This is a genomic window from Rhodanobacter sp. AS-Z3, from assembly GCF_029224025.1.
Taxonomy (GTDB): domain Bacteria; phylum Pseudomonadota; class Gammaproteobacteria; order Xanthomonadales; family Rhodanobacteraceae; genus Rhodanobacter.
Window position 1 is genome coordinate 2077828 of sequence record NZ_CP119392.1, and the last position, 21200, is coordinate 2099027.

At 60.2% G+C, this 21200-nt stretch carries 21 protein-coding genes; 10 read left to right on the forward strand and 11 right to left on the reverse strand.

The genetic code is table 11. The features are described from left to right. Positions 1–83 precede the first annotated feature (83 nt). The gene (locus PY254_RS09110; protein WP_281011746.1) at positions 84–788 is read left to right on the forward strand and encodes a DUF4386 domain-containing protein; all 705 of its coding nucleotides are present in this window, start codon (positions 84–86) and stop codon (positions 786–788) included. Next, positions 785–1207 (forward strand): DUF6326 family protein, encoded by a 423-nt coding sequence (locus PY254_RS09115; RefSeq protein WP_281011747.1) that lies wholly within the window; start codon positions 785–787, stop codon positions 1205–1207. The genes PY254_RS09110 and PY254_RS09115 overlap by 4 nt, the downstream gene beginning before the upstream one ends. Here the strand turns inward: PY254_RS09115 and PY254_RS09120 are convergent. The 4 genes from PY254_RS09120 to PY254_RS09135 all read right to left on the reverse strand — a co-directional run bounded on the left by PY254_RS09120 (position 1204) and on the right by PY254_RS09135 (position 4218). Then, on the reverse strand, positions 1204–2208 hold the full coding sequence (locus tag PY254_RS09120) for a C13 family peptidase (protein WP_281011748.1): 1005 nt from the start codon (positions 2206–2208) through the stop codon (positions 1204–1206). The two genes, PY254_RS09115 and PY254_RS09120, sit on opposite strands and share 4 nt — an antisense overlap. Before the next feature lie 19 nt (positions 2209–2227). Beyond that, positions 2228–2914, reverse strand: a complete 687-nt coding sequence (gene mtnC / locus PY254_RS09125) for an acireductone synthase (protein WP_281011749.1) — start codon at positions 2912–2914, stop codon at positions 2228–2230. Positions 2915–3013: 99 nt separating this feature from the next. Next, a complete protein-coding gene (locus PY254_RS09130) occupies positions 3014–3571 on the reverse strand; it encodes a 1,2-dihydroxy-3-keto-5-methylthiopentene dioxygenase (protein ID WP_281011750.1) in 558 nt (185 codons plus the stop codon). Beyond that, positions 3568–4218 (reverse strand): methylthioribulose 1-phosphate dehydratase, encoded by a 651-nt coding sequence (locus tag PY254_RS09135; RefSeq protein ID WP_281011751.1) that lies wholly within the window; start codon positions 4216–4218, stop codon positions 3568–3570. Before PY254_RS09135 ends, PY254_RS09130 begins: the two co-directional genes overlap by 4 nt. Before the next feature lie 164 nt (positions 4219–4382). Between PY254_RS09135 and PY254_RS09140 the strand changes: the two genes are divergently transcribed. Beyond that, positions 4383–4712 (forward strand): high-potential iron-sulfur protein, encoded by a 330-nt coding sequence (locus tag PY254_RS09140; RefSeq protein WP_281011752.1) that lies wholly within the window; start codon positions 4383–4385, stop codon positions 4710–4712. A 416-nt stretch (positions 4713–5128) separates the two neighbouring features. Here the strand turns inward: PY254_RS09140 and PY254_RS09145 are convergent, their stop codons facing one another. Both PY254_RS09145 and PY254_RS09150 read right to left on the reverse strand, forming a co-directional pair. Further along, the gene (locus PY254_RS09145) at positions 5129–6586 is read right to left on the reverse strand and encodes an amino acid permease (protein ID WP_281011753.1); all 1458 of its coding nucleotides are present in this window, start codon (positions 6584–6586) and stop codon (positions 5129–5131) included. A gap of 89 nt (positions 6587–6675) precedes the next feature. After that, positions 6676–8205 carry an amino acid permease gene (locus PY254_RS09150; protein WP_281011754.1) on the reverse strand — a complete coding sequence of 510 codons (1530 nt, stop codon included), beginning with the start codon at positions 8203–8205 and terminating at the stop codon, positions 6676–6678. A 177-nt stretch (positions 8206–8382) separates the two neighbouring features. Here PY254_RS09150 and PY254_RS09155 point away from each other — a divergent pair, with 177 nt between their 5' ends. Further along, complete coding sequence (locus PY254_RS09155; protein ID WP_281011755.1) at positions 8383–8949, forward strand: NUDIX hydrolase; 567 nt, start codon at positions 8383–8385, stop codon at positions 8947–8949. Positions 8950–8995: 46 nt separating this feature from the next. On the opposite strand, the gene PY254_RS09160 is transcribed toward PY254_RS09155, so the two are convergent. The 3 genes from PY254_RS09160 to parE all read right to left on the reverse strand — a co-directional run bounded on the left by PY254_RS09160 (position 8996) and on the right by parE (position 12240). Beyond that, positions 8996–9517 (reverse strand): 3-hydroxyanthranilate 3,4-dioxygenase, encoded by a 522-nt coding sequence (locus tag PY254_RS09160; RefSeq protein ID WP_281011756.1) that lies wholly within the window; start codon positions 9515–9517, stop codon positions 8996–8998. A gap of 109 nt (positions 9518–9626) precedes the next feature. Continuing rightward, positions 9627–10220, reverse strand: a complete 594-nt coding sequence (locus PY254_RS09165) for a fasciclin domain-containing protein (protein WP_281011757.1) — start codon at positions 10218–10220, stop codon at positions 9627–9629. Between the two features lie 127 nt (positions 10221–10347). Next, positions 10348–12240, reverse strand: coding sequence for a DNA topoisomerase IV subunit B (gene parE / locus PY254_RS09170; protein WP_281011758.1), 1893 nt, complete (start codon positions 12238–12240; stop codon positions 10348–10350). A 193-nt stretch (positions 12241–12433) separates the two neighbouring features. Between parE and PY254_RS09175 the strand changes: the two genes are divergently transcribed. Together PY254_RS09175 and PY254_RS09180 are read left to right on the forward strand one after the other, a co-directional pair. After that, entirely contained in the window at positions 12434–12688 is a 255-nt protein-coding gene (locus PY254_RS09175) for a helix-turn-helix domain-containing protein (protein ID WP_281011759.1), read from the forward strand. After that, on the forward strand, positions 12666–13712 hold the full coding sequence (locus PY254_RS09180) for a hypothetical protein (RefSeq protein ID WP_281011760.1): 1047 nt from the start codon (positions 12666–12668) through the stop codon (positions 13710–13712). The genes PY254_RS09175 and PY254_RS09180 overlap by 23 nt, the downstream gene beginning before the upstream one ends. Here the strand turns inward: PY254_RS09180 and PY254_RS09185 are convergent. Then, entirely contained in the window at positions 13686–15425 is a 1740-nt protein-coding gene (locus PY254_RS09185) for an Eco57I restriction-modification methylase domain-containing protein (RefSeq protein ID WP_281011761.1), read from the reverse strand. The genes PY254_RS09180 and PY254_RS09185 overlap by 27 nt on opposite strands. A 45-nt stretch (positions 15426–15470) precedes the next feature. Here PY254_RS09185 and PY254_RS18105 point away from each other — a divergent pair, with 45 nt between their 5' ends. The 4 genes from PY254_RS18105 (at position 15471) to PY254_RS09205 (ending at position 19240) form a co-directional block, all read left to right on the forward strand. Next, entirely contained in the window at positions 15471–16454 is a 984-nt protein-coding gene (locus tag PY254_RS18105) for a polymorphic toxin type 15 domain-containing protein (RefSeq protein ID WP_345781836.1), read from the forward strand. A gap of 6 nt (positions 16455–16460) precedes the next feature. Further along, positions 16461–17138 carry a GAD-like domain-containing protein gene (locus PY254_RS09195; RefSeq protein ID WP_281011762.1) on the forward strand — a complete coding sequence of 226 codons (678 nt, stop codon included), beginning with the start codon at positions 16461–16463 and terminating at the stop codon, positions 17136–17138. A gap of 297 nt (positions 17139–17435) precedes the next feature. Next, the gene (locus tag PY254_RS09200) at positions 17436–18662 is read left to right on the forward strand and encodes a DUF7256 domain-containing protein (protein WP_281011763.1); all 1227 of its coding nucleotides are present in this window, start codon (positions 17436–17438) and stop codon (positions 18660–18662) included. Between the two features lie 155 nt (positions 18663–18817). Beyond that, the gene (locus PY254_RS09205) at positions 18818–19240 is read left to right on the forward strand and encodes a hypothetical protein (protein WP_281011764.1); all 423 of its coding nucleotides are present in this window, start codon (positions 18818–18820) and stop codon (positions 19238–19240) included. A 21-nt stretch (positions 19241–19261) separates the two neighbouring features. Here the strand turns inward: PY254_RS09205 and PY254_RS09210 are convergent, their stop codons facing one another. Next, positions 19262–21046, reverse strand: a complete 1785-nt coding sequence (locus tag PY254_RS09210) for an ABC transporter ATP-binding protein (RefSeq protein ID WP_281011765.1) — start codon at positions 21044–21046, stop codon at positions 19262–19264. Between the last annotated feature and the right edge of the window lie 154 nt (positions 21047–21200).

Sequence of the window (21200 nt, forward strand, 5' to 3'; positions counted from 1 at the left end):
CGGCACTGAACGGTTGTTGTCGTTTGATCTGACACTGGCCGCCTATGCCTGCCAGGCAACGTGATGGATCGCGGGGGTTTCGCATGACGAATGAAAGCAGGCTCGCCCGTTGGGCGGGGCTGGTCTACCTGATCGTGGTTGTGGCCGGCTTTTTCAGCCAGGGCTATGTGCCGGGAAAGATTGCTGCACCCGGCAATCCGGAAGCGTTGCTTGGCAATATCGTGGCGCACCAGACCCTGTTTCGCGCCGGGATTGCCGCTTTCCTTGTCGAACAGGTTGCGTTTCTTGCCGTGCCGCTGTTGCTGTTCAGACTGCTTGGCTCGGTCCATCGTGCAGCGGCAGTTGCCATGGTGGCCTTTGCCTTTGCCGGTGTGCCGATGGCGCTGGTCGCGGTGACGCACCGGCTGGATGCGCTGCTGCTGTTGACTGACGCCGGTGGCTTGCCCGTCGACCTCGCGCATGCGATGGCACGGATATCAATGAAGTCGTACGCCAACGGAATTCTGCTGGCCAGCGTGTTCTGGGGGCTTTGGTTGCTTCCGTTCGGCTATCTGGTGATTCGCTGCGGCAGGCTGCCGCGCATTCTGGGTGTGCTGCTGATGCTTGGCGGCGCGGGCTATATGGTGGACATCTTCGGTCAGCTATTGGTGCCCGGCTATGCCGAGATGGCGTTCTCGAATTACGTGAATCTGCCGGCTGCGTTGGGTGAGGTGGGTATCATGCTCTGGCTGCTGGTGATGGGCATTGGTGCCGGCAACGCGCACCGCCAGTCGGGGAACACCTTATGAAGGTTGCGCCATTGAGTGACATCAAATTGCACGTGCGCTTCAAGCTTTCGGCGCTGTGGGCCTCATTGATGTTCTGCTACATCTACGGCGACTACTTTGGCCTTTACGTGCCGGGGCAGCTGCAAGGCATGCTGGCGGGCGCGGGGCCGGTCGGGCCCGTCAGCCAGGGTTCGCTGAGCGGTACGGCCTTGCTGCTGGCGGTGCCGGGGCTGATGGCGTTTCTGTCATTGGTGGTGTCGCCACGGCTGTGCCGCTGGCTGAATATTGCGCTGGGTTTGTTCTATACGGCGGTCATGCTGGTCACCATGCCCGGCGCCTGGTGGTTCTACATCACGCTGGGCATGATCGAGGTGGTGTTGTCGCTGCTGATCGTGGCTTATGCGTGGCGCTGGCCGAGGGGCGGCCCGATTTCCGACTAAGGCATGCGTTTGCTTGGCGTCGGCAGTGTCGGTTGGAAAGGTACGGGTGGCCCGGGCGTGATGCCCTTGCGCCACAGCGCCAACTGATTCTGGATGCCGCTGCCGATATCGATTTGCGGTACCGACGGCGTCAGTTTGTCCTGCTGCTCCCAACTTGCGATGTCGTTGCTGGCCAGATGGAAGGCGTCGACGAAATTGTCGCTGTGGTTCAGTGCATCGACCAGCCACGCCTTGCCAAAGTAGGTGATGTCCGAATCGCTGCCGCAGCCGAATGAACTGCGGTCGCTGCGTGCAGCGGTGAGCACCAGGGTGCCCGGCCCGCGCAGTGGCGGCACGAAGCCGCCGGAGTAGCAGGCGTTTATCACCACGACTTTCCACTTGAATGGATGCAGCGCGAGGATGCCGGCAAGATCGCTGGCGCTGATCTGGTCCAGCGGCAGTGGGTCCATGTCGACCAGCAGCTCGTGGTCTTCGCTGCCGTGGCTGCTGACGTAGAGCAGCAGGATGTCATCCGGCTGCATGGCCTTGTTCAGTCCATCGAGTGCAGCGTCCAGATTGCTCCAGCTGGCCAGCGGGTGCGTGGTCAGGCTGGCCGGGTTGTTCTCCAGCACCAGGCTGTGGGTGCTGGCACCGAAGCGCTGCTTGAACAATTGCGCGGCGTATTCGGCTTCATTGCGGAAGACATCTTCGCCACCGTCGCCGGCGAAGGCCAGCAAGTAGAGGTTGGGTTTACCGGGAACACGCGGGCCAAGTTCGTCCAGCGCCTGGCGCATCAACCGTGGTTGCGCATAAAGAACCTGTTCGGGTGTCGGTGCCTTGTCGGGCCAGCGATCACCGTTGTCGATCGGGGCGTCTGCATCCGTGCCGGACTGCGCTGGCGCACTGGTTGCGGCCGGAACGGCGCTGCGGACCGCGTGCAGCGTGGCCGATTGACCCGACCACCACGTGCTCAGCAGCACGCCGGCGGCAAAGACGAGTGCGAGGGTCAGTGCGTTGCGCATGGCGGTCTGGTGCTGTCGGTTACACAGTGATCGCGTCGAAATCGCGATGGACCGGATGACGCGGTGACACCGGCAGCGGCTGCGGTTCGCGCACCAGCCAGCCGGTGTGGAAACCGGCAGTCTGAGCGGCATCGAGCTCTTCCACGATGTCGGACAGGAACAACAGGTGCTGCGGATGTTCGCCGATGGCCTCGGCGATACGCCGGTAGGACTCGGCTTCACGCTTGGGGCCGGTTTCGGTATCGAAGTAGCCGGCGAACAACGGGCTCAGATCACCGGCGTCGCTATGCCGGAAAAACAGTTTTTGCGCTGGCACCGAGCCGGAGGAATAGACATACAGCCGCAGCCCGTCCGCCCGCCACTGGCGCAGCTTCGCGGCCACTTCCGGATACATGTGCGCGCGATAGTCACCCGCCTCGTAGCCGTCCTTCCAGATCATCCCCTGCAGTGCCTTCAGCGAAGTGGACTTGCGATCCAGGTCGATCCCGTTCAACAGCAGTTCGATGATGTCCTGGCGACTGGCTTCGATCAGCCCCTCTTCGCGGGCGGCCTCATGCAGCCAGTGCTGCACCTCGGGCCGGTCGCTGTGGGTTTCGATGAAGGCTGGCAGGCGTTTGCGGGCGTAAGGGAATAGCACGTCGCGGACAAAATCGATCGAGCTGGTGGTGCCTTCGATGTCGGTGACGATGGCGCGAATTTCGATCATGACGCGGCTACCTGGTGGACGGCAAACTGTTGCAGGAGCCCGCCGGCGGGCGATGTGGCTGATCGCGATTCGCGAAAAGCATCGCCCGCCAGGCGGCTGCTACGCATTTTTCGAGGACTGCATGCGCGGGAACTGGCCGGCGATTTCGTCACCGGTGAAATTCGCGACCCAGCCTTCCTTGTTGGTGAACAGGCGGATCGCCACGAAATAGGGCGCTTCGCCCATGTCGAACCAGTGGCGGGTACCATCCGGCACGCCGATCAAGTCGCCTTGTTCGCACAGAATGTCGTAGACCTTGTCGCCAAGGTGCAGGGTGAACTGGCCGGAGCCGGCAACGAAGAAGCGTACTTCGTCTTCGCTGTGGGTATGTTCGCTGAGGAACTTCTGGCGCAAGGTGGCGCGATCGGGGTGGTCGGGAGTCAGGCTGATCACGTCGACCGCCTGATAACCCGCTTCGCCCATCAGGCGGTCGATGTCGGCGCGGTAGGCGGCGATCACTTCGTCCTGGCTGGCGCCGGGAACGACGGGCTGGTTTGCTGCCCATTGCTCGAAGCGCACACCTCGCTTGCCCAGTTCGGCGCTGATCGTGGCGTGCTCCGCAAACTCCGCCAGCGGAGTTTGCGGACGGCTTTCGTCGAAGATGCGCAGTCGGCTCATGATGTCCTCAGCTGTTTCAGGTCGAGTTCGCAAGCCAGCAGGAACTCCAGGGCTTCCAGGTGCCGCTGGGTCTCGGCCATGTCGCGGCCCCAGGTATAGATACCGTGGCCGTCGATCAGGTAGGCATGCAGGGGTTTGCCGGCGTCCAGCCATGCATCGACTTGCGCCACCAGTTCGGGCATGTGCTGCGTGTTGGGGAACACCGGGATATCCAGCAGGCTGTCGTGGCTGTGGTAGCCGGTAATTGCCTTCTGCAGCTCCCAACCCTGCAGCCGGATCACGCCGTCACTGGCGAACAGGCGCGAGGCCACGCTCTGCGTGCGCGAATGGGTATGCAACACCGCCTGCATTTCCGGCCAGCGGCGGTAGATCTGGGTGTGCAGCGCGGTCTCCGCGCTGGGGCGCGCATTCGTGCCCACGGCGTGGCCGTCCAGGTCGATCAGCATGATGTCGTCGCGACCGAGCCTGCCCTTGTGCTTGCCCGAGACGGTGATGGCTGCATGGGCGTCATCGACGCGCATCGAGAAGTTGCTGCTCGTCGCAGGTGTCCATCCGAGCACCGACAGTTCGCGCGCCGCTTCGATGATGGCGTCGGCGCGCTGTTCGAACTGGCTGGCGGATATCGTGGCGGGGAGAGTCTGCGTCATGTGGTTTGGACGTCCAAATGGATGTTGATCATATCACGTGGCAATTGTTGGCCCGACTGTAATGAGATCCATTCTCGCAAGTCAGGAAATGTTTTCCTACCGCAGGTACCATCAGTCCGAGTCCGGGGCAGGGTGCAACGGATAGTTACGACGGAGGCTTGCCCATGTCGAAAGAACAAGATACCGAATCGCGTCGCCGATTCCTCAAGGTCGCTGCCGGTACGGCAGCGGCGGCCATGGTGGTCGGTAGCCTGCCACGCTTCGCGCGTGCGGCTGATCTGCCGGCGGTGACCGATGCTGACCCCACCGCGAAGGCGCTGGCGTATGTCGAGGATGCGACCAAGTCGACCAACGCGAAGTACAAGAAGGGCGACGACTGCACCAACTGCCAGTTCTATAGTGGCGGCCCCACCGGTCGTGGTCCGTGCCAGTTGTTCCCGGGCAAGTCGGTGAACGCGAAGGGGTGGTGCGTCTCGCATACGAAGAAGGCCTGATTGCTCGCGACTGCAATCACGTTATTGCTGCAATAAAAAAGGCCGGCTTTCGCCGGCCTTTTTTATTGGCGTTTGCATGGTGCGTATACGCCAGCAGCAACCTCCGGACAAAAGTGCGGCCCGGACATATCAGGCTGAGGAGCTACCCACCTGACAAGCCGAGCCGCGATCCGGGGCCCACTGCCAAGTGATCAACCCGCGGACTGGCGATGATACTCCCGACTTTGGCGAATGGGCGGCCAGTGCGGTGATTTCTCTTGAAAAATTATCGTTAAACCAATTAAAAACAATGATTTACAATACAATTTCTAAGAAAATATCTGAAACTTGGCAATGATAGCCCAATTTCTACAAAGCAGTATTTTGGCCGCATTTCGAAGAAAATAAGATGATTTCGACGAATTTAACCGGTGTTATCAACGCGGGTCAGATGCGCCGGCAGTCCGTGCCAGCACACTGTGCTTGCGGCTGTACAGAAAGTAGATGGCAAAGCCCAGCAGCGTCCAGATACCCAGGATGGCCCAGTTGAACCAGTCCAGACTGAAGAGCAGGGCAAAACAGCTGCCCACGCCGGCCAGACAGGTGAACCACACCCACGGCACGCGGAACGTACGCGGCAAATCAGGCAAGGTGTGCCGCAAAATCAGCACGCCGCCGCACACCGCCGAGAAGGCGATCAAGGTACCCATCGAGGTGAGATTTGCGAGCAGGTCGAGCGGGAACACGGCGGCGAGCAGGGCGATCATCGCGCCGGTGATCAACGTGTTGATGTGCGGCGTGCGGTAGCGCGGATGCACTTTGGCAAACACCTGCGGCAGCATGCCGTCGCGCGCCATGATCATGAAAATGCGCGGTTGCGCAATGATCATCACCAGGATCACCGACGACAGCCCGATCATTGCGCCGATCTCCACGACCAGGCGCAGCCAGCCGAGCTGGGGAATGGCAGCCACGGCAGTGACCACGGGTTCGGCCGTATCCAGCATCGTATACGGCACAAGGCCGGTCAGTACGGCGGCCATGGCCAGGTAAAGCACGGTGCAAATTACCAACGAGACCATGATGCCGAAAGGCAAGTCGCGCTGCGGGTTCTTGCATTCCTGTGCCGCTGTCGAGGTGGCCTCGAAGCCGATATAGGCAAAGAACACCATCGCGGCGCCGCGCATGATGCCGGGCCAGCCGTACCTGCCATCACCCTGCGGCTCCGGGATGAACGGGTGCCAGTTTTCCGGGTTCACATAGCGGTAGCCGGCAACCACCACGATGATGATCAGGCCAACCTTGACCAGCACCATCAGCGCGTTGAGCCCTGACGATTCGCGGATACCGATGTAGCAAAGCCAGGTCAGTGCCAGCACGATGCCGACGGCAGGCAGGTTGAACAGATGTCCGGTGGCAACCAGGTGACCATCGGTAAAGGCCAGCGGCGCTTCGGTGAGCGCGATCGGCAGGTGCATGCCCATATGGTCGAGCAGGCTGGTGAAATAGCCGGTCCAGCTGGCGGCGACAGCCGAGGCCGAGATGCCGTATTCGGCGACCATGTTCCAGCCGATGAACCACGCCGCGAACTCGCCCAGCGAAGCATAAGCGTATGAATAGGAACTGCCCGAGATCGGGATCAGCGTGGCGAACTCGGCATAGCACAGCGCTGCAAATCCACTGCAGATGGCCGCGATGACAAAGGAAATCAGTACTGCAGGACCGGCATGTTCGGCGGCGGCCGTGCCAGTGACCACGAAGATGCCGGTGCCGATGACCGCGCCGATACCCAGGGCAGTGATGCCCCAAGGTCCCAGCGTGCGGCGCAGGCTTGGACCGTGACCGTGGTCGTCATTGGTGAAGTCGGTCTTGCGGGCGAGCAACTGCTTGAGCATGGGCGTGGTCTTTGAAGGCGGGTGTCAGACTCCGTCGAAGGAGCCTTGCAAACATGACGGCCGGCGCTTTTGGCGCCGGCCGCCGATTGTCACTGGGCGGTCTTTCTCAGCTTGCTGTGACGGTAGCCGTAGAAGCCGTAGATCAGGAAGCCGATCACGATCCAGCTGACCAGCAGCGGCCAGCGCACCACAAAGGCCTGCCAGAACAGGAACAGACAAGCGGCCGCGCCGAGCGGGCAGACCAGCCATACCAACGGCACGCGGAAGGCGCGGGGCAACTCCGGTCGTGTACGGCGCAACACCAGCACGCCTATGCACACGGTGGCAAAGGCCAGCAGGGTGCCCATTGAGACCAGGTCACCCAGCACGTCCACCGGGAACAGGCCGGCAAGGACACAGGCGATGACGCCTACCAGAATGGTGCCGACGTAAGGGGTGCGATGTTTGGGATGCAGCCGTCCCAGTGCCTGTGGCAACAGACCATCGCGGGCCATCGAGTAGAAGATGCGCGGCTGGCCCATCAGCATCACCAGTACCACCGAGCTCAGGCCCGCCAGCGCGGCGAACACCACCAGGATCTTCAGGGCGTTCAGCAGATAGATGGAGCCACTGCCGGCAGCGACGGTGCCGAGTACGTAATTGATTGCTGTGGCAACTGGCTCAGGTGTATTGAGCATGCGGAACGGCGTGGTGCCGGTCATCACGGCCGCCATGGCGATATACAGCACGGTGCAGATCAACAAGGAGCCGAGAATACCGATTGGCATGTCGCGCTGCGGATTCTTCGCTTCGCCCGCCGCGGTGGAGACGGCATCGAAGCCGATGTAGGCAAAGAACACCAGCGTTGCGCCACGGTAAATACCGCTCCAGCCGAACTTCGAGCCACCCTCATTGGCGGGAATGAAGGGATGCCAGAGTTCCGGGTGGACGTAATTGAACATCACGATCAGGAACAGCACGATCACCGTCACCTTGATCGCCACGATGATCGCATTGACGGTGGCCGACTGGGTGATGCCGACATAGCAAAGCCAGCTGATTGCCGCCACGATGAGGATGGCGGGCAGGTTGATCAACGCTCCGGTGAAGACCAGCGTGTGACCGCCTTCGGCGAACGTCAGTGGGGCCGAAGCTAGCGCCGCCGGCAAGTTGAAGTTCACCCCTGTCGCCGAGGTGAGCATGCGCAGCATCTCGCCGAAGTAGCCAGACCATGCCACCGCCACGGTGGATGCGGCGAACAGGTATTCGAGTACCAACGCCCAGCCGACAAACCAGGCCACGACTTCGCCGAGTGTGGCGTACGAATAGGAATAGGCGCTGCCGGAGACCGGCAACATGGCAGCGAACTCCGCATAGCACATGCCGGCGAGACCGCAGGCGAAAGCGGCAATCAGGAAACTGAGGATCAGCGCGGGGCCGGCGAACTGTGCAGCGGCGGTGCCGGTGATCGCAAAGATACCTGCACCAATCACCGCGCCGATGCCGAGCATGATCAGGTGTCGAGCGGTCAGTACACGCTTCAGCGTGACCTCGCCCTCTGCGCTCCCCTCGACAGGTTCGCCTGCGTCGACGTGAGGCATGGCCTCGATCGAGTGAGTGGCAAATAGACCTTTTATCATCAACGTCCCCTCAGGTGATTTTGCCCGTGTCCGCTCTGTGTCGGATGAGTGAAATGGGTGGGCAATGGCGGGCCAACATAGCCCATGCGGCAAAGGTTGTACAAGCTTCATTCATGTTGCGGCGAAGCATGTCGTGACGGGTTTCCACGCACTCATTCGAACTACCGAAGGACCTTCATGCAACAGCCCGCCATCATCGTGTTCGATGCACTCCAGCGATACCGTGACCAATGGCAGGGGGAATCAGCCGTGGTCGCGCAGTTCGAAGCATTTCTGCACGCGCACCCGAATGGATTTGATCGCGGCAATCTGTTCGGCCACTTCACCGGCTCCGCCTGGCTGCTGAGTGCCGACGGCCTGCGAGTGCTGCTCATGCACCATCGCAAGCTGGGGCGTTGGTTGCAACCAGGTGGCCATGCGGATGGCGACCGGGATCTTGCACGGGTGGCCTTGCGCGAGGCGGCAGAAGAGACCGGTCTGACCAGTCTGTGCATCGAGCAGGACATCTTTGATCTGGACAGGCACCGCATCCTTGCGCGCGGGAACGAGCCGGAGCACTGGCACTACGATGTGCGTTACGTGGTGCGTGCGGGCGCGGACGAATCGTTCGTGGTCAATGCCGAGGCGCATGCGCTGGCATGGCGATCGGTGGTCGATGTGGCCGAAGACGAGACGCTTGATCCGTCACTGCAGCGGATGGCCCGGAAGTGGCTGGCCCGCATGCAGGGGCACGTTCGCGCGTGATGCTGTTTGGCAGCTTCCCTAACAGCATCGCGCACAAAGTGCGCTCCTACAGGTACTTCTGCAGCGCCGGATGGACGTGACCGCAGGCGTCACAGGTGCGTGCATCCACCGAGCGATAGAAACGTTCGAACACCGGCGGAAAGTCACTCTCGATGCTGTCGAGGGTGAAGTACTCCTCGTACAGCTTGTGATTGCATTGCTCGCAGAACCACATCAGGCCATCCTTCTCGCCAGCCACGCGGCGACGCTCGATCACCAAGCCGATCGAGCCGGCGGAACGGTTGGGTGAGTGCGGCACGCGCGGCGGCAGGTAGAACATTTCGCCGGCACGCATCGGGATGTCGCGAGCTGCGCCGTCGTCCTGCACCTTCAGCGTGATTTCGCCTTCGAGCTGGTAGAAAAACTCGGGCCCTTCGTCATAGTGATAATCGGTGCGTGCATTCGGGCCGCCGACGATCATGATGATGAAGTCGCCATCGACAATGCACTTGTTGCCGACCGGCGGTTTCAACAGGTGGCGGTGTTCGTCGATCCAGCGTTCAAGATTCAGGGGCGGCAGCAGGGCCATGCGGAGTGCTCGCGAAAAACCAGCTCGCACGATAACCCTGCCATCGCCACAAAAAAAGCCGCCCGGCGTCAACCGGGCGGCGTTGGTCAGTCGATCGTAGCGGATGCTGTTACGGCATCAGCACCTTGTCGATCACGAAGATCTCGCCATTGGACTGGGTCACATCGGCAATCGTGATGTTGGCAACATTGCCCTTGGCGTCGGTGACAGTCCACTTGCCGTTCTTGCCGGCCACGGTGATCGAGTCACCTTCGACGGTCTTCAGCATCGCCTTGCCACCATTCGCCTTGGCCAGTTTGGCCAGATCGTGCGCAGTGTATTTGCCGGCCACCACGTGGTACGTGAGGATCTTGGTCAGCGTGGCCTTGTTTTCGGGCTTCAGCAGGTTGTCGACGGTACCGGCAGGCAGTGCAGCGAATGCCTCGTTGGTGGGGGCGAATACGGTGAACGGACCGGCGCCTTCGAGCGTCTCGACCAGTCCGGCAGCCTTCACCGCAGCCACCAGCGTGGTGTGATCCTTCGAGTTCACCGCATTCTCGATGATGTTCTTCGACGGATACATTGCGGCACCGCCGACCATCACGGTCTTCTGCATGCTCATCGAGTCCATCTGGCCAGCGAAGGCCATCGGCATCACGGCTGCAGTGGTCAGTGCGATGGAAAGGCCTACGGCCAGGGCGCGCATGCGGGAATGAGTCTTCATGAAGTTCTCCAGGATTTTCCGCTTCGCGGATTGGAAGCACCTGTAGATACGCGCCGTTCCGTGGAACGGATGCAACGCGATCGCCGGCAATTCAGCGAAGTGAATTCCAGGCGAAGACGCGGATTGATCAGACCTCGAGCGTGGCGAGGTCGCCTTTCTCTTCCAGCCAGGCCTTGCGGTCGCCGGCACGCTTCTTGGCCAGCAGCATGTCCATCAACTTGTTGGTGCCATCGTCCTCGTCACCGATGGTCAATTGCACCAGTCGGCGCGTATCCGGATGGATGGTGGACTCGCGCAATTGCGGCGGGTTCATTTCGCCCAGACCCTTGAAGCGGGTGGTGCTGACCGCGCCCTTCATCTTCTCTCGCTCGATCCGCTGCAGCATGGATTCCTTTTCGCCTTCGTCGAGGCAATAGAAAACCTGCTTGCCCACGTCAACGCGGAACAGCGGCGGCATCGCCACAAATACGTGGCCTTCGCGGACCAACTTGGGGAAGTGCTTCAGGAACAAGGCAGACAGCAGGGTGGCGATGTGCAGGCCATCGGAGTCTGCATCCGCCAGGATCACCACCTTGCCGTAGCGCAGGCCGGACAAATCGTCCTTGCCCGGATCACAGCCGATCGCGACAGCAAGGTTGTGCACTTCTTCCGAGGCCAGCACCGACGTGGATTCCACTTCCCAGGTATTGAGGATCTTGCCGCGCAACGGCAGGATCGCCTGAAACTCCTTGTCGCGTGCCTGCTTGGCGCTACCGCCAGCGGAGTCGCCCTCGACCAGAAACAATTCAGTGCGGCTCAGATCGGTGGCGGTGCAGTCGGCCAGCTTGCCTGGCAACTGCGGGCCCTGGGTAATCTTCTTGCGTACGATCTGCTTGGCGGCCTTCAGGCGCGCACTGGCGCGCTCGATGGCAAGCTGGGCAATGCGTTCGCCGGTATCCACGTTCTGGTTCAGCCACAGACTGAAGGCATCGTGGATGACGTTTTCGATCAGTCCGGCCGCATGGCGCGAAGACAAGCGCTCCTTGGTCTGGCCGGCGAATTGCGGATCTTCCAGCCGTGCGGACAACACGAAGGCGATGCGCTCCCACACGTCTTCCGGCGCCAGCTTCACGCCGCGCGGCAACAAGTTGCGGATGTCGCAGAACTCGCGGACGGCGGTAGTCAGACCGGTGCGCAAGCCGTTGACGTGGGTGCCACCTTGCGCGGTGGGGATCAGGTTGACGTAGCTTTCCTGCACCAGTTCGCCTTCGGGCAACCAGGCCAGCGCCACTTCCATGCCTTCGGCGTTGCGCGCCATCTGGTGCACGAACAAATCATTCGGCAACGCTTCGTTGCCCTCGAGCTCGCCACGCAGATAATCGCGCAGGCCATCTTCGTAATGCCACTCGATGATTTCGCCGCTGGCTTCGTCGGTGAGCTTCATGTTGAGGCCAGCGCACAACACGGCCTTGGCGCGTAGCAAATGCTTCAGCTTGCCCAGCGATATCTTGGGTGAGTCGAAATACTTCGCTTCGGGCCAGAAGTGCAAGGTGGTGCCGGTGCGCTTCTTGCCGACCGTGCCGATCACTTCCAGCGGGCTGACCATGTCGCCATGCTCGAACGCCATCGCGTATTCGGAACCGTCGCGACGAATGTTCACTTCGACGCGATCGGACAACGCGTTGACTACCGACACGCCGACGCCATGCAGACCACCGGAGAAACTGTAGTTCTTGCCGCTGAATTTACCGCCTGCGTGCAGCCGGGTCATGATCAGCTCGACGCCAGAGACGCCTTCCTCCGGGTGGATGTCCACCGGCATGCCACGGCCGTCATCGCTTACGGACACCGAGCCATCGGTATGCAGAATCACTTCGATCGAACTGGCGTGACCGGCCAGCGCCTCGTCCACCGAGTTGTCCACCACTTCCTGCACCAGATGGTTCGGTCGGCTGGTGTCGGTATACATGCCCGGGCGGCGTTTGACCGGGTCCAGGCCGGACAGGACTTCAATATCGGCGGCGTTGTAGCGACTGCTCATGCGTGTGTTTCGATGGTGACAAGACGGCAAAGCATGGCCGGCACGGGTGGGTAGGGTCAAGTTGATCTTGGCGCGAATCAGGTGTTTTGGGGCAATCGACTCAATAGCGCTAGAACCTCAAGCATGCTACTCAGAGTCTGTAGCATCAAAGTCATCGCCCGAAAAGAATGGTCTCTCGACAACTGGTCCAACGATGCCAAGAGAGCCAAGTCCCTCACTTCTAGCCATCCTTGCTGAAAACGTTCGGTCGTTTCGTAAACAGCATGGTTACTCGCAAGAGCAGTTGGCTGATCTATGTGAGCTTCATCGAACGTATATCGGGTCGGTGGAGCGCGAGGAACGCAATGTCTCATTGAGCACGATCGAGGTCCTCGCTGAGGCTCTCGGGGTCAGCGTCCCGGAATTGCTGACCCAGGGAGTAGGACGTGAGCGAGGAAAAGTATCCTGACTACAAGAGTGCGATTGCGTCGTCGGGCAAGAGCATATGCGAGCCTATTGACGTCGGGGATGCCGAATACTGGGTTCCGGCGCAACGTCTTGAAAAAATGCTCAACGACGAACTCTGCGGCAAGAGTTTGGCAGGCCTAGCCCTTCGTACGAGGTCTAAGATCGTCAAGAGCGCCGTCTGCGAGGCGCTTGGCTATCCCGTGCCGAAGTCCTTCAAGAGGACGCAGCCGCGATTTCCAGGACAGCAGCTCGACGTCTACGTGCAGAAGACATTGAATCTTCAGATATGGAACGAACAGCTCGCGGTTGCACGACGCTACGCGATCATCCAAGTAAGCCCGGACGATGTGATTACACGGGTGAAGGTAGTGGGGGGGCCACAGTTGGCGGTGCTGGATACGACCGGAACCATCACGACTAAGTATCAGGCTCGTCTGGAGCCAAGCTCCCAGACGCACGAGCTGGTTTCCTCGCAAGATACCCAGTCGATGATGCAACACATTGGAAAGGGCGTGACGCTTGGTCCTGCAGTAAGTCCCGTCCAGCAGCCCGAGACTGGGGGGATGCTTCCTATTCGGGAAATTTTCGACAGGCTTTCGCCGTTGGTTGGCAGGAGGTTTCCAGATCCGGGTGCAGATCAGGATCGCAACCGTGGTGCTGCACTTCATCGACTTGTCTGTCAGCAATTGGGATACCAGCGCTATGAGGACAACGGGCAATTCCCTGACATTCCAAATCAGTTGCTGGAGTTGAAGTTGCAGACTTCTCCCACGATTGATCTGGGACTCGTCCAGCCCACGAGCGAAGAACGTTTGGATGTGGGCCGGATTGGTTCGCTGCAACCACGGCATTGCGATACCCGTTATGCGTTGTTTTGCGCGGTGACGAACGGCGTGCAAGTAACGTTGACGCATTTGTTTGTCACTACGGGAGCCGACTTTTTTAGGCGTTTCAGACGTTTCGAGGGAAATGTCACTAATGGCAAGATCCAGATCCCGTTACCTAGGGATTTTTTCGACCGTTAGTCCAAACGCCCGCCAAACCAGCGAATCTAGGTCGCGGGCAAGTCGGTCGGCTTCGGGAGAGGGCACTTGGGCATGTATGGCCTGGGCCAGTTGCGCGATGGCTCTGGCTTCCTTGCGCGCTGGATTGGGCAAGGGAAATTGCTCGACGTATTGCGTGATGAAACGGCGGCGGCCGGCGTATAACTTGTTGTTGAAACGGTGATCGTAGAACGCCTCGATGAAAGTCGAGTTGGCGATTGCGAGGGCAAGCCAGAGCAAGTCGCCTTCGCCCTCTTTCTCGCATTGCAGCCAGTAACATTCGCCATTCACCACGCCGCCATCGGTGTCCATCCAGAACACGGGCTTGTCGGAGATGTCAGGAAATACAAGCTTTGGCGATGACCAAGCGGCGGGGTCTTGTGGGACCCACAACTCGTACCAGCGGCGTCCCGCAGCGATGACGTAGTTTCTCGCCTCCAACGTCTCCCGATGCTGTTCAAGGTAACTGGCGGCTTTTGGGTAAAGAGCGAGATCCACCGCCGAACGCATGCCGCCGATCACTGCATGTGGATACAGGATTTCCTTGATCTGATTTGTTTTTGACGGGACGCTGGCCTTGAACCGTCGTGCACAGTGACGTGTGATTAGGGGCCGCAACAGCTCCGGTCGGCCATCCGGAAGGCTGTTCCAGTCGCTCCGGATGAAAACTTTGTCGGCAGTGGATTTCACGCCGACGCGAATCTTGCCGATTCGTCGGAAAGTCGCCCAAGTATGGGCCTCGACGGTAGCGAGCCATTGGTCGCTGCTGTGCGTGGCAATGCGCCAGATGCCTTCCCTTTCTCCACCGTTATCCAATTGCCCATGCCGGACGCGGAAATGGCGACCATCCGGGATGGCCACGACGGTATCGTCGTCCGCGGTCAGTGCCGCGAGTGCGTCGGGTGCTTCGGACTGGGCGGGGTCGCGGGTTTCATAGATCGAGGAAAACGTGGTTCGATCAAGCGGCGACTCGTGCTGTTTGGCCGTTCCGCGGGCCAACAATACAGAAGGCAAAACGGCTGCATCGAAGAGCTTGGTGTCGCCCAAATCCCACGCGTGCACAAGGTTGAAGCGTGACAGTAATTCGCGACGCACCGTCTGACCCGACTTGGTAGTCATGAATCTGTTGGATGTGATGACGCCTGCGATACCATCCTCGGCCAGTACCCTAGATATACCAAGGAGGAACGGGTAATACAGATCAACCCTCCCGGTGAGGCCAAAGCTATGCGCCAGTTGCTGAGCCTGTTGTGCACCCATGATTTGGGTGCGAACGTATGGGGGATTGGCGATCACCAAGTCGAAAGGGGCTTGCGCTCTTCCGGCCAGAAACAAATCGCCGCCTCCCGCGAGATTGAGGACATGATCCAAGAAGTCCTCTCTTTGTAGGGAAATTTCTAATTCGGGAAAGTCAAGCTGCAGCCGCCGTGACGCCATCTCGATGGCAATAGGGTCTGTATCGTAGCCGAGCACTTGGACCCGTTTGCGGGCTTCGACGGGCAAGCATTTGATCAGCGCATCGAGCAACGCTCCATCGCCGACCGCGGGGTCGAGAATACGTATAGTCCCGTGAGATGGGAGCGACGCAACCCGTACCATCTGATCAGCGACAAATTCCGCGAAGAGTGCCGGCGTATAAGTCGCACCTGCGGATTTCTGCTGATTTACCTGGCTGTATCGCTGGTGCTTGGTCAAGGGTGGGCCAATTTATGTTTGCTACTCATGGTCATCAATGTTGGCATGAATGCATTTGGCAAACAAGATTCGAGCAGCGGTAGAAGCGAGCTCGAGTGGATCGGTGTTGGCGAAGCGTGGCTGGCGGCGGCTCCTGCACCCTCGCCGCAAGCTCAGCCACAAATCAACCGCTTCGCCATCACGCATGCGGCCAGTTTGCTCGCGCGCGGCCACGTGGCCATGTTTGTCCTGTTGCTGATGGCCATCGTCGCCTATGTCAGCAAGGGCCGTGGAAGCATGCGTGAGCTCGCCGAGAAGGCCAGCCATGGCCGGTTGGGACGGAAGTTTGGCGAATGGCTGCTGAAAAATGAGGCGAAGCTCAAAGCCGATCCGAGACTGCGGCCGGTGGAGCCTGTGCGGAGCACCACTGCTCCAAAAGCAAACGAGGCGCCCGGAGCATCACGTCCACGCCCTCGCCAGGAGACCAAGGCGGCACCGGAATCAAAAGCGCCACCGACCATGGCACGCAAGAAAGTCCCCTGTTTCAAGGCACAGAAGCTGCCACCCGGAAAGTTCGCGGAGATGGATCGGCAACTTCTCGCGCAACAAGGCGGCTTGAACAAGATGACCGTCCAGGACTATCTGGATGGGCGCGCACGTTATGCTGTGGATAAGCGCAAGGGGGCAGGCGCGGCAGCGCTTAAGGCACGTAAAAAGTATCAGGCGCGAATGGAGCGCTTGCTGACGGCCGCCCATGTGCAAGCGGGTACCAATCCTCGTACCGCAAAAATCCTGGCTCAGGAAGCAGCGGCTGATCACTTCAAGACACAGGATGCACTACACAACCCGGACATGGTGGCTGGAGGGAGATCGACTGCGATTGACGGAATGGGTGACTCCCCGGCGAACAGGACGATCGGTAGGCAATGGAACAAGGGGGCATTCGAAGGAATGACCCGTGTGAAACATATGGATGACGCGGCGCTGAAGGTGCCGGTGGCGGAAAGAAGCAGCACCTTGATGAATGTAGATTTGCATCGTTGCAAGTGAGGATTTATGGATCAGGAATTCAACTACTTTTACAATGATCAAGGCTTTGGCCCTGCGCTCAAGAAGCAGGACGTTCCAAAATCAAGCATCGAAAAATATCGCGGTAAACTGCCTGACCAACTGCTCCAGTATTGGAATGAATACGGTTGGTGTGGTTACGGCAATGGCCTGATCTGGATTATTGATCCCGACGAATACGCTCCAGTTGTCGACGCGTGGCTGGAAGGCACACCATTTGAAGGTCGGGATAGCTATCACGCCATCGCTGTCAGTGCTTTTGGAGAGTTGTTCTTGTGGGGTGAGACGACAGGTCTCGCCATTTCCATATCGTCCTTGTGGGGCATGATATTTCCTGGTGATGAAAGTGCGGCAGTGGCGGAAGGCAAGGGTGATTTGATGATCCGCGGATTTTTTGTCGGACTTGACAAAGACATGCTTGATGAAAGCGATGATGCCGAGCATCCATTGTTTGATCGTGCTGTAAAAAAGCTCGGTGTGCTCAGCGCCGGTCAGATGTACGGACTGGTGCCAGCTCTTGCATTGGGTGGCTCTTGCGACCTGAAACATCTGGAAAAGGTGGACGCCGTAACCCACCTGATCATGCTGGCTCAATTGGGTGAGCGGCAGATCATGCAAGACGTTGTTGCTGATGCCAAGGCTGCGGGCCTGCTTGACGGGCTCTGATGCCTCGATGAATGGCACGCCGGGTTTCGGAGTTTTTGCTGCATCGCTTCCGGAATCGAGGGACAGGCCAGGGTCAGGTTGCAAGAATTTCATGATAACGATTCATATCAAGTCCGCTGAAAGGGGTGATGTTCAAGTCGAACGCGGAGCCAGACGGCGAGGAGCAATGGTGTTCTTTGAAGGAAGCAGAGATTGCAAATGAAAATTTCTGGCGGAGTGGATGGACACTAGGGCGGCGATCGCCCCTTCGATCCCCGGCTATTTGCCCAGTTGCGTCCGCAGATGGCGGAAAACACCGTGCGTGACGCGATGGGGACGTTGTGGAACGGGCCGGACGACGAGGGCCGTGCCGGTCACTTTGACGGTGAGATTCCCATCTGCGGCTTGCGCATGAGTGCTGAAAGCCAGCTGCAGGCCGTCAGCTTCTACCGTGCATTTCCGGCTGACATGGTCATTGAGGGATTGCACATCGGCATGACGTTGACAGAGGCAAAGCGTGCACGACCCAAATTGTGCGAGACAGGCGAGACGCGTGGGGTTGTTGAGTTTCGCGATGAAACCACCGCGGGTGAATTGCTGGATGCACGTTTCGCCGACGGGTTGTTGATTGGCCTTTGTCTCTCGCAGCCGGGCATGGTCTTGCCGGAACGTCCGTGGAAGAATGCCGATCCGCGACTGCGCGAGGCCTACAACGTGTGGCCGGAAGATGCGCAACCTTTGCCCGAACGGGAACGCGATGCGCGTTGGGCGAAGGGTTGGTGCTTGGGCCGTCCACCGGGTATCACCACGGCACAATGGCCGCTCAGTCCTTGCTACGGCCATCCCTTGCGGCACGCGTTTACCTTGTACCTGCCTGAGGCTTATCGGACGCAAGGGCCTGAACGTGTCGCCATCAGCCTGTTTGTGGACGATCAGGTGGATGAGCTGGAAGAGATCTGCTCCGGAGAGGATGACGAGCAGCCATGGATGCGCGATCTGTATCAGCGTCACCCGCGCAGCTTTCCCATGCAGGATGGTCTGCAAGGCCATTGCTGTGGGATCTGGCTGACGCAGGCTGAATTCGACGGCCCGCTGGCCGCGTCGCCGGACCTGGCCGACTATCCTTTGCTTCGCGGGCTACCCCAGCCGCTCTGGCAACGTGCCGAATCCGGCGGATCAGACTTGCTGGATACCCTAGGCGAGAGCGACGAGTCCTTGCGGTGCTATGCCCACGGTACGGCGCACCCGATCGGCGTGGCCGAGCGCGAGGACGATCCCAACATCGGCAGGCCGGCACGCGAATGGGATCACGAGAACGAGCACAGCGGCTACATCGTCGCCTTCTCCGAAGAGGGCGAGGCACTGGATTTGCCGCGCTTCGAGCAGTGGCCTCACCACCTCGGCGGCACCATGATCCCGGTGCAGGGTTATCCCGACTTCAGTCCTTACTACTTCGAGTTCGGTGAAGAGTTCGCCGGGTTCAACTTCGGTGGTGGTGTCGGTCAGCTCGACTTGCTGCAGATGAAGTTGGACTGGGCCTGTTGAGTAGCGACGTTTGCGATGGCGTTGTATGTATAGCTGCAGCAGATGTGGGATTCACGGATGACAGCAGCAGGCAGACTCAAAACGGCTTGCGCGAGTTGTTGTTTGGATCAATCGGCAGATAGACGCAGGGCGGAATACAGAGATCGGTGGTCTTGATGAAATACGAAGTCAATCCGCTGGAAGGCGTGGGGCTGCTTCTTTTCGGCATGGACGTGCTGCAGGTCAGAGTACGCATGGATGCCGCGTTTCATTCCTTCAAGCGCACACCGGATGCAGCGTTTCCTTGTGATCACTTTTCTGATGCGGGCGTGTTTGCCAACTATGACAAATCGGGACGTCTGGAGGCGGTCGAGATGGCATCGCCTGCGGCACCCATGTTCGAGCGCTGCAACTTGCTGGGTTTGGGGTTCGACCAGATAGTGACGTTGCTGAAGTGCAGGGATTCCGCCATTGAACTGGATCCGGACGGAGCTACGTCGTCAGCCCTTGGCATCAGTCTCTACGCACCTTACGCAGCGGGAAATCCTGAAATGCCGCCGGAAAGTGTGCTGGTGTTTGCAGCGGGCTACTACAACTGACAGTACGTTTCAGCGCGGTCCTTACCGATACCCCTGCGCCTGCAACGAGAACAAATGGGCGTAGTGCCCATCTTCGGCCATCAATTGCTCGTGGTTGCCGCGTTCGATGATGCGGCCATCCTGGATCACGATGATCTGGTCGGCCATGCGCACGGTGGAGAAACGATGCGAAATGAGGATGGCGATGCGACCGCCAGAGAGTTCGCGGAAGTGTTCGAAGATGGTGGCTTCGGCTTGTGCGTCCATCGCGGCGGTGGGTTCGTCCAGCACCAGGATGTCGGCGCGTGAGCGCATGAAGGCGCGTGCCAGCGCGATCTTCTGCCATTGGCCGCCGGACAGCTCGCGGCCGTCGTTGAACCACTTGCCCAGTTGCGTATCGAAGCCGGCCGGCAGGCTGTCGATGAAGTCGCTGGCCATGCCCTTGTCGCTGGCTTCGCGCCAGCGCGTTTCGTCGTCGAAGTGGGTGACGTCGCCGGCACCGACGTTTTCGCCCACGCGCATCTGGTAGCGGGCGAAGTCCTGGAAGATCACCCCGATGCGTTGCAGCAACACGCCTTCATCCCACTCGCGCAGGTCGGTGCCGTCAAGCAGGATGCGACCGCTGTCGGGCGTGTACAGGCGCGTGAGCAGCTTGATCAGGGTGGTCTTGCCCGAACCGTTCTGGCCGACCAGGGCCAGCGATTCACCGGGGCGAATGTGCAGGTCGATGTCGCGCAACGCCGGTTCGCTAGCGCCGGGATAGGTGAAGCTGACCTCTTCGAAGCGGATGCCGTCTTCCGGTCTGGCGCCTTGCTGTGCCGTGCCGATGGCGGCGGGCACGGGGGTTTCGAGATATTCGTAGAGCGTCGAAAGATAGAGGTTGTCTTCGTACATCCCGCCGATGGCCGAAAGCATCGCTGACACGGCCGACTGCCCCTGGCGGAACAGCGCGAGGTACATCGTCATCTGGCCCAGGGTGATACGCGCCATCACCGTGCTCGCGGCGATCCACGCATAGGCACCGTAAAGTGCCAACGTGCCGAGCAGGCCCAGCCCGAAGCCCCAGCTGTCACGACGTACAGCAAGGTCGCGGTCGGCGCGATACAGCGCGTGGAAGATGTCGCGGTAGCGCTGCAACAGCAGCGGGCCGAGGCCGAACAGCTTCACTTCCTTGGCGTGGTCCTCGCGTGCCAGCACGGTTTCCAGATACAGCTGCATGCGCGTTTCCGGCGAACGCCAGCGGAACAGTCGGAACGCATCGCCGGAGAATTTGGTTTCGGCAAAAAACGAGGGCAGGCCGGCCAGCAGCAACACCGCCACCGCCCACGGCGAGAACTGGAACAGCAAACTGCCGTAGCTGAGCAGCGAGATGGCGTTCTGACCCAGCCCGAAGGTGCGCGTAACCAGTGACAGCGGCCGGCTGGAGGCTTCGCGCCGGGCGCGGGTCAGCTTGTCGTAGAACTCCGAATCCTCGAAATGCGTCAGTTCCAGCGTCAGCGCCTTCTCGAGGATCATCACGTTGACGCGCTGGCCCAGTTGCGCGCGCAGCAGCGACTGGCACAGCGACAGGCCACGCTGTGCGCCAGCCATCGCCGCTACCAGCACGCCTTCAAGCACCACCCATTCGAACACCGGGCGTAGAGGCGCGGTACCGTGCGCCGCCCACAACTTGCTGGCGCCGACCACGGCGTCAACGATGTGCGCACCGACATAGGCAATGCCGGCCGGCAGCAGGCCGGCGATCAGGGTGAGCAGGGCCAGCGCAATGGTCAGCGTGCGGCTGGTACTCCAGACCAGTTCCAGCGCGCGCCCGCTGTAGCGGAACACGCCCAGAAAGCTGCGCGCGAGTTCTTTGGGTGGAGCGAGAGGGGCTGCATGAGGCGGCACGTGGGGATGATATCGAAAGGCGCGCGGTAGGGCGCGGATCTTCCGAGATGGGGGCCGTGCCGCCTCAGGCAACCCGAGGCGGGAAAGTTGTCAT

Bases quoted from the DNA above. Each gene is read 5' to 3' on its own strand.
- PY254_RS09145 (WP_281011753.1), bottom strand. From the start codon at position 6,586: ATGCTCAAGCAGTTGCTCGCCCGCAAGACCGACTTCACCAATGACGAC.
- PY254_RS09140 (WP_281011752.1), top strand. From the start codon at position 4,383: ATGTCGAAAGAACAAGATACCGAATCGCGTCGCCGATTCCTCAAGGTC.
- parE (WP_281011758.1), bottom strand. From the start codon at position 12,240: ATGAGCAGTCGCTACAACGCCGCCGATATTGAAGTCCTGTCCGGCCTG.
- PY254_RS09120 (WP_281011748.1), bottom strand. From the start codon at position 2,208: ATGCGCAACGCACTGACCCTCGCACTCGTCTTTGCCGCCGGCGTGCTG.
- PY254_RS09160 (WP_281011756.1), bottom strand. From the start codon at position 9,517: ATGGCCCTGCTGCCGCCCCTGAATCTTGAACGCTGGATCGACGAACAC.
- mtnC (WP_281011749.1), bottom strand. From the start codon at position 2,914: ATGATCGAAATTCGCGCCATCGTCACCGACATCGAAGGCACCACCAGC.
- PY254_RS09155 (WP_281011755.1), top strand. From the start codon at position 8,383: ATGCAACAGCCCGCCATCATCGTGTTCGATGCACTCCAGCGATACCGT.
- PY254_RS09110 (WP_281011746.1), top strand. From the start codon at position 84: ATGACGAATGAAAGCAGGCTCGCCCGTTGGGCGGGGCTGGTCTACCTG.
- PY254_RS09130 (WP_281011750.1), bottom strand. From the start codon at position 3,571: ATGAGCCGACTGCGCATCTTCGACGAAAGCCGTCCGCAAACTCCGCTG.
- PY254_RS09175 (WP_281011759.1), top strand. From the start codon at position 12,434: ATGCCAAGAGAGCCAAGTCCCTCACTTCTAGCCATCCTTGCTGAAAAC.
- PY254_RS09150 (WP_281011754.1), bottom strand. From the start codon at position 8,205: ATGATAAAAGGTCTATTTGCCACTCACTCGATCGAGGCCATGCCTCAC.
- PY254_RS18105 (WP_345781836.1), top strand. From the start codon at position 15,471: ATGAATGCATTTGGCAAACAAGATTCGAGCAGCGGTAGAAGCGAGCTC.
- PY254_RS09115 (WP_281011747.1), top strand. From the start codon at position 785: ATGAAGGTTGCGCCATTGAGTGACATCAAATTGCACGTGCGCTTCAAG.
- PY254_RS09195 (WP_281011762.1), top strand. From the start codon at position 16,461: ATGGATCAGGAATTCAACTACTTTTACAATGATCAAGGCTTTGGCCCT.
- PY254_RS09165 (WP_281011757.1), bottom strand. From the start codon at position 10,220: ATGAAGACTCATTCCCGCATGCGCGCCCTGGCCGTAGGCCTTTCCATC.
- PY254_RS09135 (WP_281011751.1), bottom strand. From the start codon at position 4,218: ATGACGCAGACTCTCCCCGCCACGATATCCGCCAGCCAGTTCGAACAG.
- PY254_RS09205 (WP_281011764.1), top strand. From the start codon at position 18,818: ATGAAATACGAAGTCAATCCGCTGGAAGGCGTGGGGCTGCTTCTTTTC.